The organism is candidate division WOR-3 bacterium (assembly GCA_016934535.1).
Classification (GTDB): Bacteria; SDB-A; SDB-A; order SDB-A; family SDB-A; genus JAFGIG01.
Genome location: JAFGSQ010000034.1, coordinates 1 through 14592 on the forward strand (window position 1 = coordinate 1; position 14592 = coordinate 14592).

Sequence of the window (14592 nt, forward strand, 5' to 3'; positions counted from 1 at the left end):
ATCCAATTTTTGAATCGATGATTCAAAATATCGTCACACGAATTGACGCGAAAGTATGAAAGAAAAAGATAATCACCACGATTTGGATATCTGCAGGGGCAGGAGAAGAAGTTGAAAATGGAATTACAGAAGATGAGTACAAAAGAAAATACTCTCTTTTTCATGAAAAATCATTTTTTATAGAAAAATAATAAAATTCTTATTTAAAAAATATTAATTATATTATAAAATTCGATATCAAACATGGGAGGTGTGGTATGTGGGGTTCTTTCAAAAAAGTCGCTTTTGTTGCCGTTTTGGTGTTTGCCACGAATTGTCTTTTTTCTCAATTCATGCCGCGGATTTTTGACTATTCAATTACTGCTCCCTCAAGTCTTTTCGTTTACGACTTCAACAGGGACGGATTAAACGATGTCATCGGAACCTCATGGTCTCCGGGGCAAATTTTTTTGTGGACGAACGAAGGTGGAAATCCTCCAACATGGAGCAGAGAGGAAGTCGCTTCAAATATTTCGGGAGCTTCTTTTGCCATGGCAGGTTTTATTGACGGGGATTCCTTGCCAGATATAGTTTCTTCGGGTTGGTACGCTAATGAAATCGCATTTTTCAAGAATGACACTCTTTCGGGTTGGACAAAGCAAATTCTCAGTGACAGTTTTATTCAGGCTCACGAAGTATGGACTTATGATATAGATGCCGACGGAGACATGGACGTAATAGGCGCCAGCGCAGGTTCATCTGGGATAAGATGGTGGAGAAACGACGGAGGGAATCCGATATTATGGACAGAGCTGGCTTTCGGCGGGAATATAGCGGGTGGAAGATCTGTTAATTGCGTCGATTTGGACGGGGATTCGGACTTGGACGTTATAGCATGCGGTGCGACGAGCAATACCATATTATGGTGGGAAAACAACGGACAAATCCCGGTTGGATGGACAGAGCATTCAGTCGAGAATAACTTCAGAGGCGCTCACATGGTAAGAACGGCAGACATGGATCAGGACGGAAAACCTGATATTCTCGGAGCAGCTTTCACCGACAATCAAATAGCAGTTTGGTATAACACTATGGGAGATTCGATAGAGTGGGAAAAAGAGATCATTCAGGGCGGGTTCTCAGCGGCTCTCGGTGTTAAACCTGAAAAACTCGACACAGACAGTTATCCTGACATTATAGGCACGGCATATTCATCGAGTGATCTTGTGGTCTGGATTAAAACAATAATTCTTCCTGATACTTACTGGGAGGCTTATTACCTGGATTACAATCTGTCGGGTGCTTGGGCGTTGGCTACGGGTGATTTAAATCAAGACGGAATGCCTGATATAATTGCCGGAGCCAATACCGGGAATATGATTAAGTGGTATGAAAACGGATTCGGTACGGCAGTTGAAGAGCCGGTGGATGAAATTAAAACGGGAATTTATGGCTCAAATCCGATCCGAGCGAGTTGGATGCCTGAAACGATGAATGTCGTAATTGAATTATACTGCGAAAATAATCTGTCATATCATGTTGAGATATACGACGTTTCAGGTGCATTGATTAAAGAGTTTCCGGATATGATGTTTCAGCGCGGCATTCATTCAATTTGCTGGGATTGTAAAAGTCCGGATTTTACCACTGTTTCGTCCGGAATTTATTTTGTGTCTTTGAAAACAAACCAGGGAATTTTTAACACCAGCGTAACTGTTATAAAATAATTGAAATAAAGTCTTTTTAAAAAAAGTAAATCCCAAAATAACAAATTATTGATATAATTTAACCGATTATCAATAATCTATATATAAGGTGTTTTGTAAAAAAATGAATAAATTCAATGATGAAAATGCTGAAGTGGAAGAAATAATCGGAACTTTTAGCAAACAGCAAAATCCGCGAACACTTTTGAGAAAAACTCACGAGCATTATACGGCGGTTTTTGAGAATTTTCCTTTCGTCGCTTTCACGCTGGACAGAAAAGGAAGGTTTATTGAAAGCAATGAGTACACTGAAAAATTGTTCGGAATAGATCCTGAGAAAGCGAGAGGAAAGGGTTTTTACGAACTCGGACTTCTAAATAAAAAAGAGATATTAAAAGGTCTTCGCGAATTTAAAAAAAACCTGGCCGGCAAGGTGACTTCAAAAACAGTTTATGAAATCAAAATCAAAGAAAAAAAACATTTCATAGAACTTGTCGGTATCCCCCTTTTGGAAAACGGCATAGTGACTGAAGTACTCGATGTCGGTACTGATGTCACGCAACATACGAACATATTGAAAGAAAAAGAAAAACTTATAAAAGAACTTAAAAAAACAGTCGAGAACATAGAAATTTTAAAAGGGCTTTTGCCTATATGCGCAGGTTGCAAGAAAATCAGAGACGACGACGGATATTGGCATCAGGTCGAGGATTTTTTGAAAGAACATTCCGATATTGAATTCAGTCATTCTCTCTGTCCTGATTGTCTGAAAAAACTTTATCCCGATTATCAGAAGGGCAAGAAATAAGTCATTCCGAGAGAATTTCCCTGATCTTTTCCGAAAGATTGCCTTTGTTGAAGGGTTTTTGCAGGAAATGGATCCCCTCTTTGATTATTCCGTGGTCATCTATGATGTCCGCCGTGTAACCTGAAATAAAGAGGCATTTTGTTTCAGGGCGTATGGCGGATATTCTTTCCCAGAGTTCCTGGCCGCTCATATCTGGCATTACTACGTCGGAGATAAGCAGGTCAATTATCCCATCGTAAGTTTGGGCTATCTCGAGGGCCTGGAGGGGATTTATGGCTGAAAGTGATTTATATCCGCAAAGATTCAGGATTCTCAGGTTCAGATTCAGAAGTGATTCTTCATCTTCAACCAGCAGAATGGTTTTACCGGTCTGGTCGTACTTTCCCAAAGGCTCAGGTTTCGGTTTTACTGTTTTCTGTGAATCATGTCTGGGCAGGTATATTTTTACATTTGTCCCTTTGCCGGGTTCGCTGTATATGTTTATAAAGCCGCTGTTTTGTTTCACTATTCCGTAGATCATTGAAAGGCCAAGGCCGGTACCTTTACCCTTGGGTTTTGTTGTGAAAAACGGTTCGAAAAGATGTTCCTGGATTTCTTTGTCCATTCCGCAACCGTCATCGCTTATTGAAAGCATGACCTGTTTTCCCGGGTGAAAATCTTTGAACTCGTCTTCGTAACCGTCTTCGAACTCGCAATTGGCTGTCATGATAGTAATGGTGCCTTTGCCGGTTATGGAGTCGCTTGAATTTATTACGAGATTCGCGACTATCTGGTCAATTTGGGCGGGATCTACTTTCAATCTCCAAAGATTTTCCGCGGGTTTCCAGACAAGATTTATGTTTTCGCCAATCAATCTTTTGAGCATGCTGAGCATATTGTAAATTATCTCATTTAAGTCCACTTCTTCCGGTTCCACTGTTTGTTTTCTCGCGAACGCGAGAAGCTGTCTGACCAGGTTGGTGGAATGTTCACTCGCTTTGAGAATCTCGCGAAGACTGTCCGTTGCAATTTCGTTTTTGTCTGATTTAGCCAGCATCAGTTCCGCGTTGCCGGATATGACGGCGAGCATGTTGTTAAAATCATGAGCTATGCCGCCGGCCAACCTTCCTACAGCTTCCATTTTTTGTGCTTGAATGTATTTGGCTTCCGTTTCTTTTGTTTTTTCTATCGCTTCCTTCAGTTCTGTAATGTCTGAGGCTATCTCGTATCTGACCATACTTCCGTCGTACCATTTGATAGCTTTATCCGTGCAATTATACCATCTCCCGTTTATATTGTTTTGGAATTGCCAAATGTATGACTTTCCGAGGTGTTCTCCGAAAATCATTTCATTCGTACAAAAAGGGCAGGGAGATTTATGGTTTTGAAAATATTCGTAGCACTTTTTCCCCTCGCAATCTCCGAAGATTGTTTTCGCTGCTTTGTTTACAAAGAGAATCTCGTAAGTTCTCGGGTCACTGACGTAAATTGGCTGGTCAATACCGTCAAAAATTGATATCAACTGAGCCCTGGCGCTTTTTATCTCATTTTCAGCCTTTTTTCTTTCCGTAATATCGAGAAATGTAGCGATCGAGCCTATGACTTTGCCGTCAAAGTCCTTTAAAGGGGCGGCGTTAGTAATGAAAAATATCTTTTCGCCGTTTTTCTTTACAAGTTCTATGTCATATTGATCCGAAATTCCCGCGAGCCTTTTTTGAGTGTGTTGTCTGACTAATTCCTCGGTTTGTTCGCTGAGGAGAATTTCGAGTCCGTATTTTCCTATTAACTCCTCTTTTTCGTAACCGAGTTTCTTGCACAAAACCGGATTTATAAACTGAATGACATCGTCGTTGTCGGCAAAAAGCAAACCTTCCTGCATGCTTTCAACAAGCATTCTGTATTTCGATTCGCCTTCCTTGAGGCTCTTTGCCATCTTTTTCTGTTCGGATATGTCCAGACAAGTCGAAAGGGATCCAATTACTTCACCCCCCGGACCTCTCAGCGGAGCTGCATTCATCATAAAAGTGATCTGTTCTCCGGACTTCTTTATCATGTTCAGTTCGTATCGCCCGGTCTTGCCCGACTGCCTTTCTTCGTTGTATTTTAAAACGCGTTCAATGTCTTGTTTGTTGAGAAGAAATTTGTTCCCGGTTTTGCCTGTCAGTTCGTCTTTTGAATATCCTGTCATTTCGCAGAATTTCGGATTTACGAAAAGGATCACGTCTTTGTTATCGACAGTTATTAGTCCTTCCTGCATCCCCTCAAGAATTGTTTTGAAATCTTCTTCCCGTTTGAGAAGTATTTTTTGAGCGTCGACGACCCTTTTCAAAAGGCCGGCTTGTTTGCTCTTGTAAATGAAGAATGAAACAACGCCGGCTAAAAATATGCACGTCAATGTAAAAAGCGCCCACACGAACGTCGTTTTATTGAGTTCGCTGAAAACTTCGCCCGTGTCGATTTTTGTCACGATGAACCATGGCGAGCCGTCTATTGGTCGGATATCTGCGAGCACTTCATTTCCTGAATAGTCACGCCCTATGAAGACAGCTTTTCTTCCGAGAATGGCTTGAACGGAAGGTATCCCGGACGAATCCAGAGGTAATTTCAAATTCAGCGGGTGTGTGTTATCACGGCGCAGATGGTTTAGAAAAACCATTTCGTCGTTTTCTTTTCTGACGAGAAGCACTTCGCCTGTTCGGCTGGGGGTCGGCCACGCCTGAATGGAGGGATACAGGTATTCTTCAGCGTTGTTACGAATTATTAATAAGCCAACCGGTGTGCCGTCAGATCCGAGGAAGGCGGCGACAGCGTCAAGATGCGTGCTGTCGTTTGCGCAAACGTATATATCAGACAGCACCGGCGTTTTTAACTCCAACGCGGTTTTGATCGTTTTTTTTGTTTCGTCGTTCAGTTCATGTAAGTCATCTGCAAAGTAAAACAGAATGACACCTGTTGTATCTACTATTAATACGTCTGTGTAGTCGAACACTTCTTTGACGATATTTAGCTGGTCAACAAGGTCATCGTTGTTTGGGGAATATTCTCCGGAATTCACAAAATCGCTGACGGCCTTCAAGAGAAAAGGACTTCTGACAAGTATTTCGACAATATAAATCTGCTGCTGCCGCCATTGCTTTATCTGAGAAGCCTTAAGCTCTCCAATGGCCGAAATCTCCCTGTGTTTTTCCCGGATCGTCTGGTCGCGTTCTTTTGTGTAGATAAAGAAAGAAAGTACTGCAATTGCCAGAGAAAATACCAGGAATATAATTAAACAGGAAAACTTGGAACCGCATATATTGAAATCACGAACCGATTCTGCGCGAGGATTGTCGTCTATATCCAAAAAAGGTCCTCACAAAACAAATCAAAACGGACATAAGATTTTAAAGACAATTATGTCCTCCCCGGAATAATGTGATCTAAATTATTACATCGCCTCGCTGGATTTTTTGTCAAGTTCATATAAGGTTATTTCCTGTATTCCGGAGCCCAAATCAATTTAGGCTCTTCAAAAGTGGACTGCCACAGGTATTTTTCAATTTTTTCTTTAAGAGATTTGTCTATGGATTTTTTTACAGGATACAAAGGTGAATTGAGCGTTCTTTCGAGAAGGTTGAGTGAAGCGTCTAATGTTACCTGAAGACCCCTGCCGGAGACGTGTTTTACACTGTCTTTCGGCGTGTGTATGTGAAAAGAGGAAATTCCGCCTGATCTTGCCAGATTGACGGAAGGAATTTCGTATATCGAAAAAGGCATGCAGTCACTGCTGTATATTTCGAGGTTGCATTTAAAAAGGAGTCCCGCTTCTCTTGTAACCCCGTCGGCGTAACCGAGCAGTTCCTTGGTGCCTATAACAAAATAGTAATTATCGCCTATGTCGTCTCCCGTTACGTCTATGTTGACAACGAGAGCCGCTTTTTCTTTCATCTCTTCTTCATGAGATTTGACGTAGCTGTAACTGCCGAGAAGGCCGAGTTCTTCGCCCGAGAACCATATTATTTTCAGGTCTCTGCCCGGTTGAGATTTTGAAAAGTGTTCCGCGATTTTCAACAGGGTCACAGTTCCCCCTCCGTTGTCAGTCGCTCCGGGAGAGCGCGAGACTGTGTCGTAATGACCCACGGCGTAAGTCAGATTGTCGTCCAGACCTTTTCCCTTTATGTGAGCAACTATGTTTTTCGCTTTTTTTGCTGAAACCTGTTGTTCTATTGTTATGTTTACGTGTTCACCTGAAAGCTTCGACAATTTTGTTCCCGTTTCAAAATCAACCATGAGTCCGGGTACGTATCCTTCCCTGTAATTTTTTTGTCTGTGGCTAAGGCTTCCGGCTTCTCTCAGGCAGGCGCCTATCAGTATGAAAGCTTTTACACCGCCTTTTTTAAATTCTTCGGAGAGAGATCTTGAGTAAGTGTTGGAGATGATGATTTTTCCTCTGAAGGCATTTTTTTTGACTCTTACTGTTTCAGCATTTTCAACAAAAACCAGTTCGCCTTCCAGAGAGCAGGATTCGTTGAGGCCGAAAGGATGGGCGTTGAAGGCAACGTTTCCCGTTTTAATTTCAGCTTTTCCTGTTTCAAATGAAGTCAGATCGAATTCCTCCAGTTCATAGGGAACGTCAAGAGATTCGAGATACCCGCAGATTGTTTTCCGTGCTTTTTCTTCGCCTGTGGTTCCGGCGATTCTTTCGAAATCGAGTTCTTTCAAAATCCTAAGTGCGTTAAGCATAAAACTTTCCTTTGAAACCAGGTTATGAGATAAAATTCCATGTAAGATATATTTTACAGCATATTCTTTGAAATTGAACATTTTTCGGTTTGTTTACAAAACTTTCTGAGGGAGGTTCGAATCTGTTAACTCACCTTCGGTCATCTGGCGTTTACGCGAAGAAGAAAGGGGTAACGACCCACACGAAGTAAAATTCGAGTGTTTTTAAACTCGATTTTCGCTTGAGCCGCGGAAGAATCCGGCTGAGATCTTATAAAAAAATCTCGTGATGGCAGGGGAAAGCAGAATCCAGAATGCCAGGAATTCAAAAGCAATTTTGGAAAGAAAAAAAGACACAAGTATGAACGCGGAACTCTGAAAAAAAGTCATGACGCCCAAATTTCTTATGTCGAACTGGTCGTCGCTGAAAATTTTTTCACTGTATGAAAGCAGTGCATCTCTCGCGTCTTTGGAAAAAAGGGAATAAATAAAACTGTAATACAGTAATCCGAAACTCATGAGCACCTGTACGGCTATCATTCCCAAGACCGCCATTTTGTAAACAGGCACTTCGCTTTTTCCGACAGCAGTGGGCAGTGATTGAAAATCAAGACCGAGATAATTAAAATAGCTGACTGCAAAAAATCCGTTGACCAGGATGTACCAGCCGTAAAAAATAAGTTTATATACATTGCGCAGTTTTTTTTTACTTAATAAAAGATACAAAGAAAGAAAACCGAACAGAAGACCCAGAATGACCGCGAAGACAAAACCGTAGCCGGTCAAAGAATGCCGCGTTTCAAAAAGCAGAAACAGGTAGCTTAGAGTTACGGAAATTATTACGGATTCGTTGATGATTTTTACGATCTCTTTCAAAAAAATTACCATGAATAAAAAAGCCAGAACAAAGCCGTAAGACATACCCTGTGTTATCAAAATGGATTTAATGTTGTTGAAAAGGACTTCACTGTTGATGCTGAGGATAGAATACAACATCATGAAGATCATGTAGGCTAACAATCCGAAAAAAGTTATAACCGACCATTTCGGAGGTTTTTTTCTAAGAAGGCTAAGGCACTGAAGCGACACTCCAGCAAGATATGCCAGAAGAGGGTTGAAGTCCCCTCTTCGAATCACTGTCAAAAATCCTTCGGGTATCATTTCAAAATTGCTGAATTAGGAAAAAGGAATGTTTGTTTTACAGTATCAGCCTTCTTAAGGGATTATCGTCTCCTATCAGGTCTTCTATTTCATTGTAAGGTATCTCTACTTCAGAAGGTCCCGCGACGTAAGGAGCGATTTCATATGAATTGAAAAGGAATAGAAGAGAGTTTTTCTGAACGGCGAAATTGGTGTTTAAACTGAATTTATCGTTGTCAAACCAGTAACCGGCTTCGTCGAGTGACCCCTCCGGATCGAGACCGTATGTGTCCCTGAAAATAATCTCTGCTCTTTTATTGATTTCGACGATTTCATCCCTCGTGAAAATTTCTTCGAACCTGATGGGTTTGCCGGTTGAAAGATCGAAGTTCAAGAAATATGTCCATGAGTTGGGGTGAGCGCCTCCGGTATATTCATAATAATTGTAAGCCATGCTGAATATTCCGGATTTGTTCAATATCACTGAAACTTTCATTTGAGACTCCCAGGCGAACATGTCGGGGTATTCTGCTAAAGAGTTTGAGTATTGAGCCATAAATGTGTCTATCATGATTTGGTAGCCGAGTCCCTCGGGGTAGGTCATAGATTTTGTATAGTGGTTGATCGAATCCGCGGAGTTGTTAGGCGCTTTGGAAGCGTAAAAGCTGTCTATTTCAATGTATGCTCCGGAACCGCCGTCTATGCTTCTGACAATCGTGTGGATCGAATATTCGACGCTGTCGGCGCTGAGTTCGCTTCTTGAAACGTCAAATTTCAAACACGACGAGATCGCGGTTCCAAATATTGCAGTGAATAGTATAAGCGCAAGCGTGTTTTTAATTCTCACCGTTCCCCCTTTTTTAGATTATTATCAAGCATGATTTCGGCTTCTTCGCAGACCCTGACTATATCAAGCGCGAATTCACCTGAACTTTTGGGCCGTTTTCTTTCGCGAACAGAATCGCAGAAATCATTCATTTCGAGGAGTAGAGGCTCCTCGCTGGATATGTAGGGAGAATATATGTCTCCGGTTCTGTAGCTCATCTGGTATTCTCCGTAGCTTTCCGGGTCTTTGAAGCTGACACCGTGGTCGTATATCTTGACTTTTTCGACATTGACAAGGTCGTTGTAGACCAGCATTTTTTTCGAACCTACCACGATAGTGTTTCTCAGCTTTGAAGGCGCTAACCAGCCTATCTCAAGATTGACGCAGATTTTTTCAGGGTATCTCAGATGAATGAACGCGACGTCTGATATGCCTTTCAGAATATATGAGTTCCCGAATGATCCAAGAACTTTTGGCGGGGTGTTGAGCCAGAATGAAAAAATCGAGATATCGTGCGGAGCGAGGTCCCATATGACACTCGTGTCTTTTTGGTGTTTGCCGAGGTTTACTCTCCGGGATGAGATGAAGTATATCTCTCCGAGTTCTCCTGATTCTATCAATTTTTTTATCATAAGAACCGGAGGACTGTATAGAAATGTGTGTCCGACCATCAGGACTCTCGATTTTTTTTCGGCAAGAGACACGAGTTCTTTCGCCTGGACATAGGAAGAAGTCAACGGTTTTTCTACGAAAACGTCTTTTCCGGCCGTAAGGGCTTCTTTAACATTTTCGTAGTGAGAAGAGACTGACGTCGCCACTATCACTGTGTCTATTTCGCTGTCGTCGAATATATCTCCCGGATCTTTTAGAATTTTGACTCCGGGGTATTTCGTCGAGGCCTCAGAAAGTCTTTTATCGTCTTTGTCGCAGATATATTTCAGGTTTACTCCTTTTACGGAGCAGACGCTCCTGGCGAGATTGGGCCCCCAGTAACCGTAACCTATAAGAGCAGTGTTCATTGATCTCCTCACAGAGTGAAATAATTTAATACTCAAAAGTCTCCGCAGTTTGACTCGGCGAAGGATTAGATAATATAATATTTGTCCGGTGTTTTGGCAACAATCAACTGTAAATTAACGTGCTTACGAAAGGTCGCCAATGAAGAATTTTGCTATGACGGGAGTCGCGGGATATATTGCCCCGAGACATTTGGAAGCCATTAAAAATACAGGCAACAATTTGATAGCCGCGGTTGATCCGCACGACTCAGTGGGGATTCTCGACAGGTATTTTCCCGATGCAAGTTTTTTCACTGAAATTGAAAGGTTCGACAGGCACCTTGAAAAGCTGAGAAGGAAATCTGAAGAAGAAAGGGCTCACTACCTTTCGATTTGCTCGCCGAATCATCTCCACGACGCTCACATTAGATTGGCTCTCAGGCTTGACACCAATGCTATATGCGAAAAACCTCTCGTCCTGAAACCATCCAATCTCGATGCTCTTGAGAAGCTCGAAGAGGAAACCGGAAAAAAAGTCAACTGCATTTTGCAGTTGAGGGTCCACGAAGCGCTTTTAAAACTCAAAAAGAAGTTGGACGACGACATATCCGGCAAAAGAAAAAAAGTTATACTGACATACATCACGTCGAGAGGGCCCTGGTATAATTATTCATGGAAAGGAGACCAGGAAAAATCAGGCGGAGTCGTCTGTAATATTGGAATTCATTTTTTCGATCTTCTTCTATGGTATTTCGGCAAATCCCTGGACAGCAGAATTTATCTTAACGAAAAGAACAAGATGTCCGGCCGCATTGAACTCGAAAGAGCCGACGTCAGATGGTTTCTTTCGATTGACAGAAGCGATTTGCCCCAAGCATGTACTCTGGAAAACAGAACAACTTACAGATCAATCACCATAGACGGAGAAGAGGTAGAATTTACAAAAGGATTCACTGATCTTCACACTAAAGTCTACGAAGAAATCCTCAAAGGGAAAGGTTTCGGAATAGATGTGGTGAGACCTTCAATCGAACTTGCATACTCCATGAGGACGGCAAAAATTGTAGGAAAACCCGAAAATCCCCACCCTTTTCTTGAAACTCTGATAGAACAACACAAATAATATATAGAGGAGGCTCCATGCAGGATCAGGGAGTGAAGAAAACGCCTGACGATATTTTAAAAAGGATTCAGGAAGAAAACATTAAATTCGTAGATCTCAAATTTATTGATCTGGTGGGAAAATGGCACCATTTGACTTTGCCGGTTTCCAACGTCAAGCATTCGCTTTTTGAAAAAGGAGTGGGATTCGACGGATCGAGCTGTTCGGGATTTACTTCTCTGGAAGCGGGAGACCTCAACGTAATCCCGGATCCTGAAACCGCTTTTATAGACGATTTTTACGAAATCCCCTCTCTCTCTTTCATTTGCGATATTGTCGAAGCAGACACTCTGAAACCTTTTAAAAGAGACCCGAGAGGAGTCGCCAAAAGAGCCGAAAAATACTTGAAAGAATCCGGAATAGCCGACGAGAGCCACTGGATGCCGGAACTCGAATTCTATGTTTTCGACTCGGTCCGCTATTCTTCCGAACCCTACGATTTCGGCTTCGGAGTCGATTCTCTTGAAGCCCACTGGAACTCACCGGAAGAAAGGACAGAACCGTGGATAAAGCATAAAGGCGGATATCACGCCATATACCCTTCTGATTCACTTCACAATTTGAGAGCTGAGATATGTGTCGCTTTGGAAAAAGCCGGTGTGGCAGTCAGATATCACCATCACGAAGTCGGAGGGGCAGGCCAGGCCGAGATCGAGCTGGCTCTTTCGCCGGGTCTCGTTAAATGTGCAGACAAGGTGATAATATCAAAATATGTAATAAGAAACGTTTGTTTTAAAAGAGGAAAATCCGTAACTTTCATGCCTAAACCGATTTTCGATGAACCGGGAAGCGGGCTTCACTTTCATCAGAAACTGCACAAGAACGGCAAAAATATTTTTTACTGTTCCGGCGGATATTTTGACCTGAGCGACGAAGCGACGCATTACATAGCAGGTCTGGGCACTCACGGTCCTTCAGTCATGGCGTTTACCAATCCTTCGACAAATTCCTACAGAAGGCTTGTGGAAGGATACGAAGCTCCGACGCGCTTTTTCTTCTCAGTGGCAAACAGAAGTTCAGCCATTAGGATTCCCAAATCAGCCGTGTCCGAAGATCAAAAAAGGATCGAATTCCGCATGCCGGACGCCACGTGTAATCCTTATCTTGCTGTTTCGGCGATGCTGATGGCTGGACTCGACGGAATAAAAAGGAAGATTTCTCCGGCGAAGTTCGGACCTCTCGACAAAAACCTGTTTGAACTTCCTCCGAGAGAACAGAGAAGATTCCTGCCGATTCCTTCCTCGTTTGAAAACTCGCTGGACTCTCTCGAGAGCGACAACGAATATCTTAAACAAGAAAGCGTATTCGACGAAGAACTGATAGATGTTTGGAAGGAAATTAAAATCAAGAACGAAATAATTCCTCTTAAAATAAGAACACACCCCTATGAAATCGAGTTGTATTACGACCTCTGAGCGTTTAAAAAAGACGAAAATCGGACTGTTCATATATGATTCGGTCTGGATAGTTCTGGGATCTTTTCTCGCGGGAGCCGGTATTTCTCTTTATCTTGTGCCTCACAGAATAGCCCCCGGAGGTATAAGCGGACTGGCTCAAGTACTCTACATCCTTTTCGGCTTTCAAACTGGCGTCGTAATGTTTGCTTTCAATATTCCTCTTTTCATTCTGGGTGTCATTTTCATTGGAAAAACATTCGGTGCAAAGACAGTCTGGGGCATAATTACTCTCTCGTTTTTCGTCGATCTTTTTCAGCCGGGAAACGCTTTCACGACAAAAATAATGCCGTCATTTCTTGTCAGTATACCTCAGTATGAAGGCTATTTTTCACTCACTGACCAGACAGTGCTTGCTTGTTTTGCAGGTAATGTTCTGCTCGGCGTAGGACTTGGAGTGATATTCAGACACAGAGGATCCACTGCCGGAACCGACATCCCGGTGGCGCTGATAAAAAAATACACAGGCCTGCCTATGGGAATGGGGTTTATGATAGTGGACACGGTCATAATCCTTCTGGCTTGCCTGGCGTTCAAGGATTTGAATCTTCTGATCTGGGCTCTTCTCGGACTTTTTATTTCGGCTAAAACGTGTGATCTTGTTATGCAGGGCATCTCAATCGCAAAAACCGCCTACATAATTTCGGACAAATACATAGACATAAACGAGCAGTTGAATTCAACCCTCGGTAGAGGAACGACGATGATAAAGTCCGAAGGCGGTTTCACAGGAATTGACAGACCGATGATCTTCTGCGTAATATCGAGAAATCAGGTATTTCAGTTGATTGAAATAGTCAAGGAAATAGACAAAAATGCTTTTATTGTCCTCTACGACGCTTTTGATGTACTCGGTTCGGGATTCAAGAGAATAGACAGAACGACGTTGTAAAAAGGGGGGCTCAGCCCCCCTTTTTTACTTTTTAGAGTATTCGATTATAATGTCCGCGACTTCGCCGCCAACCCTTTTCTGAGCTTCTGCCGTAAGAGCTCCTATGTGAGGAGTCAGAGATACGTTGTCGAGTGCGAGAAGAGGATTGCCGGGTTTGACAGGTTCGTCGGCATAGACGTCGAGACCGGCTCCGAAAAGATGACCGCTCTTGAGAGCTTCGGCCAGCGCCGCCTCGTCAATTATGCCGCCGCGAGCGCAGTTTATAAGGATACTGCCCTTTTTCATTTTCGATATCATTTCTTTACCGAAAAGGTTCTTCGTTTTTTCCGTCATCGGCATGTGAAGGCTGATGATGTCTGCTGTTGAAATTGCCTCATCAATATCTTTGAGTACTATGACTTCAGCAAACGGAGGTTTTATCTCGACAACATCATATGCTTGAACTTTCATACCGAGAGCGTGTGCTCTTTTGGCGAGTTCAGAGCCGATTCTTCCGAAACCGATAATGGAAATTGTTTTTCCGGAGAGTTCTTTTCCCTTAAGTTCTTTTTTCTCCCATTTCCCGTTTTTGATTCCGCATGTAGCTCTTGGAATGTACCTGTAAAGGGCAAAAATGTGAGCCAAGGCAAGTTCGGCGACAGAAGCGGAACTGGCTCCGGGTGTGTTCTTGACTTCCATTCCCGCCGCTTTTGCCGCCTCTACGTCTATGTTGTCGACACCGACCCCGCCTCTGATTATCAGTTTCAGGGAAGATTTCGCAGCTTGTACGACTTCTTTTGTGATTTTAGTCGCTGATCGGACTACGCAGACGTCGTATCCGGGGATGGTTTTTATCAGTTCGTCCGGCTTCATTTCAGTTTTGACTTCGACGGTTATCCCTGCCGATTTGATTTTTTCGACGGCTTTGTCGTCAACGGGATCGCATATCAGGACTTTCATGTCTCCTC

11 protein-coding genes are annotated in these 14592 nt (G+C 42.7%); 5 read left to right on the top strand and 6 right to left on the bottom strand.

The annotated features are described in order from the left end of the window. The first annotated feature begins 257 nt into the window (after positions 1–257). Positions 258–1706, top strand: a complete 1449-nt coding sequence (locus JXL83_05610) for a VCBS repeat-containing protein (protein ID MBN2363588.1) — start codon at positions 258–260, stop codon at positions 1704–1706. Positions 1707–1809: 103 nt separating this feature from the next. Beyond that, positions 1810–2493: a PAS domain-containing protein gene (locus JXL83_05615; protein ID MBN2363589.1), complete on the top strand. Its 684-nt coding sequence runs from the start codon at positions 1810–1812 to the stop codon at positions 2491–2493. 1 nt (position 2494) lies between these two features. Here the strand turns inward: JXL83_05615 and JXL83_05620 are convergent, their stop codons facing one another. From JXL83_05620 to JXL83_05640, 5 genes are all read right to left on the bottom strand, one after another. Continuing rightward, positions 2495–5815 carry a PAS domain S-box protein gene (locus JXL83_05620; protein ID MBN2363590.1) on the bottom strand — a complete coding sequence of 1107 codons (3321 nt, stop codon included), beginning with the start codon at positions 5813–5815 and terminating at the stop codon, positions 2495–2497. A 125-nt stretch (positions 5816–5940) separates the two neighbouring features. Next, positions 5941–7194, bottom strand: a complete 1254-nt coding sequence (locus JXL83_05625; GenBank protein ID MBN2363591.1) for a Zn-dependent exopeptidase M28 — start codon at positions 7192–7194, stop codon at positions 5941–5943. Positions 7195–7398: 204 nt separating this feature from the next. Further along, positions 7399–8316, bottom strand: coding sequence for a hypothetical protein (locus tag JXL83_05630; GenBank protein ID MBN2363592.1), 918 nt, complete (start codon positions 8314–8316; stop codon positions 7399–7401). A 55-nt stretch (positions 8317–8371) separates the two neighbouring features. Further along, positions 8372–9160, bottom strand: a complete 789-nt coding sequence (locus JXL83_05635) for a DUF3298 and DUF4163 domain-containing protein (protein MBN2363593.1) — start codon at positions 9158–9160, stop codon at positions 8372–8374. Then, positions 9157–10158, bottom strand: a complete 1002-nt coding sequence (locus JXL83_05640) for a Gfo/Idh/MocA family oxidoreductase (GenBank protein ID MBN2363594.1) — start codon at positions 10156–10158, stop codon at positions 9157–9159. The genes JXL83_05635 and JXL83_05640 overlap by 4 nt, the downstream gene beginning before the upstream one ends. Positions 10159–10297: 139 nt before the next feature. Between JXL83_05640 and JXL83_05645 the strand changes: the two genes are divergently transcribed. The 3 genes from JXL83_05645 to JXL83_05655 are packed head-to-tail and all read left to right on the top strand — an operon-like array spanning position 10298 to position 13645. After that, positions 10298–11260 carry a Gfo/Idh/MocA family oxidoreductase gene (locus tag JXL83_05645; GenBank protein MBN2363595.1) on the top strand — a complete coding sequence of 321 codons (963 nt, stop codon included), beginning with the start codon at positions 10298–10300 and terminating at the stop codon, positions 11258–11260. 17 nt (positions 11261–11277) lie between these two features. Next, a complete protein-coding gene (gene glnA, locus JXL83_05650) occupies positions 11278–12714 on the top strand; it encodes a type I glutamate--ammonia ligase (GenBank protein MBN2363596.1) in 1437 nt (478 codons plus the stop codon). Next, the gene (locus JXL83_05655) at positions 12686–13645 is read left to right on the top strand and encodes a YitT family protein (GenBank protein ID MBN2363597.1); all 960 of its coding nucleotides are present in this window, start codon (positions 12686–12688) and stop codon (positions 13643–13645) included. Before glnA ends, JXL83_05655 begins: the two co-directional genes overlap by 29 nt. Positions 13646–13669: 24 nt before the next feature. Here JXL83_05655 and JXL83_05660 read toward each other — a convergent pair whose 3' ends face one another. Further along, on the bottom strand, positions 13670–14584 hold the full coding sequence (locus JXL83_05660) for a hydroxyacid dehydrogenase (GenBank protein MBN2363598.1): 915 nt from the start codon (positions 14582–14584) through the stop codon (positions 13670–13672). Positions 14585–14592 lie beyond the last annotated feature (8 nt).

Excerpts from the sequence above, each read along its gene's own strand:
- JXL83_05610 (MBN2363588.1), top strand. The coding sequence starts at position 258 with ATGTGGGGTTCTTTCAAAAAAGTCGCTTTTGTTGCCGTTTTGGTGTTT.
- JXL83_05615 (MBN2363589.1), top strand. The coding sequence starts at position 1,810 with ATGAATAAATTCAATGATGAAAATGCTGAAGTGGAAGAAATAATCGGA.
- JXL83_05625 (MBN2363591.1), bottom strand. The coding sequence starts at position 7,194 with ATGCTTAACGCACTTAGGATTTTGAAAGAACTCGATTTCGAAAGAATC.
- JXL83_05640 (MBN2363594.1), bottom strand. The coding sequence starts at position 10,158 with ATGAACACTGCTCTTATAGGTTACGGTTACTGGGGGCCCAATCTCGCC.
- JXL83_05645 (MBN2363595.1), top strand. The coding sequence starts at position 10,298 with ATGAAGAATTTTGCTATGACGGGAGTCGCGGGATATATTGCCCCGAGA.
- glnA (MBN2363596.1), top strand. The coding sequence starts at position 11,278 with ATGCAGGATCAGGGAGTGAAGAAAACGCCTGACGATATTTTAAAAAGG.
- JXL83_05655 (MBN2363597.1), top strand. The coding sequence starts at position 12,686 with ATGAAATCGAGTTGTATTACGACCTCTGAGCGTTTAAAAAAGACGAAA.
- JXL83_05660 (MBN2363598.1), bottom strand. The coding sequence starts at position 14,584 with ATGAAAGTCCTGATATGCGATCCCGTTGACGACAAAGCCGTCGAAAAA.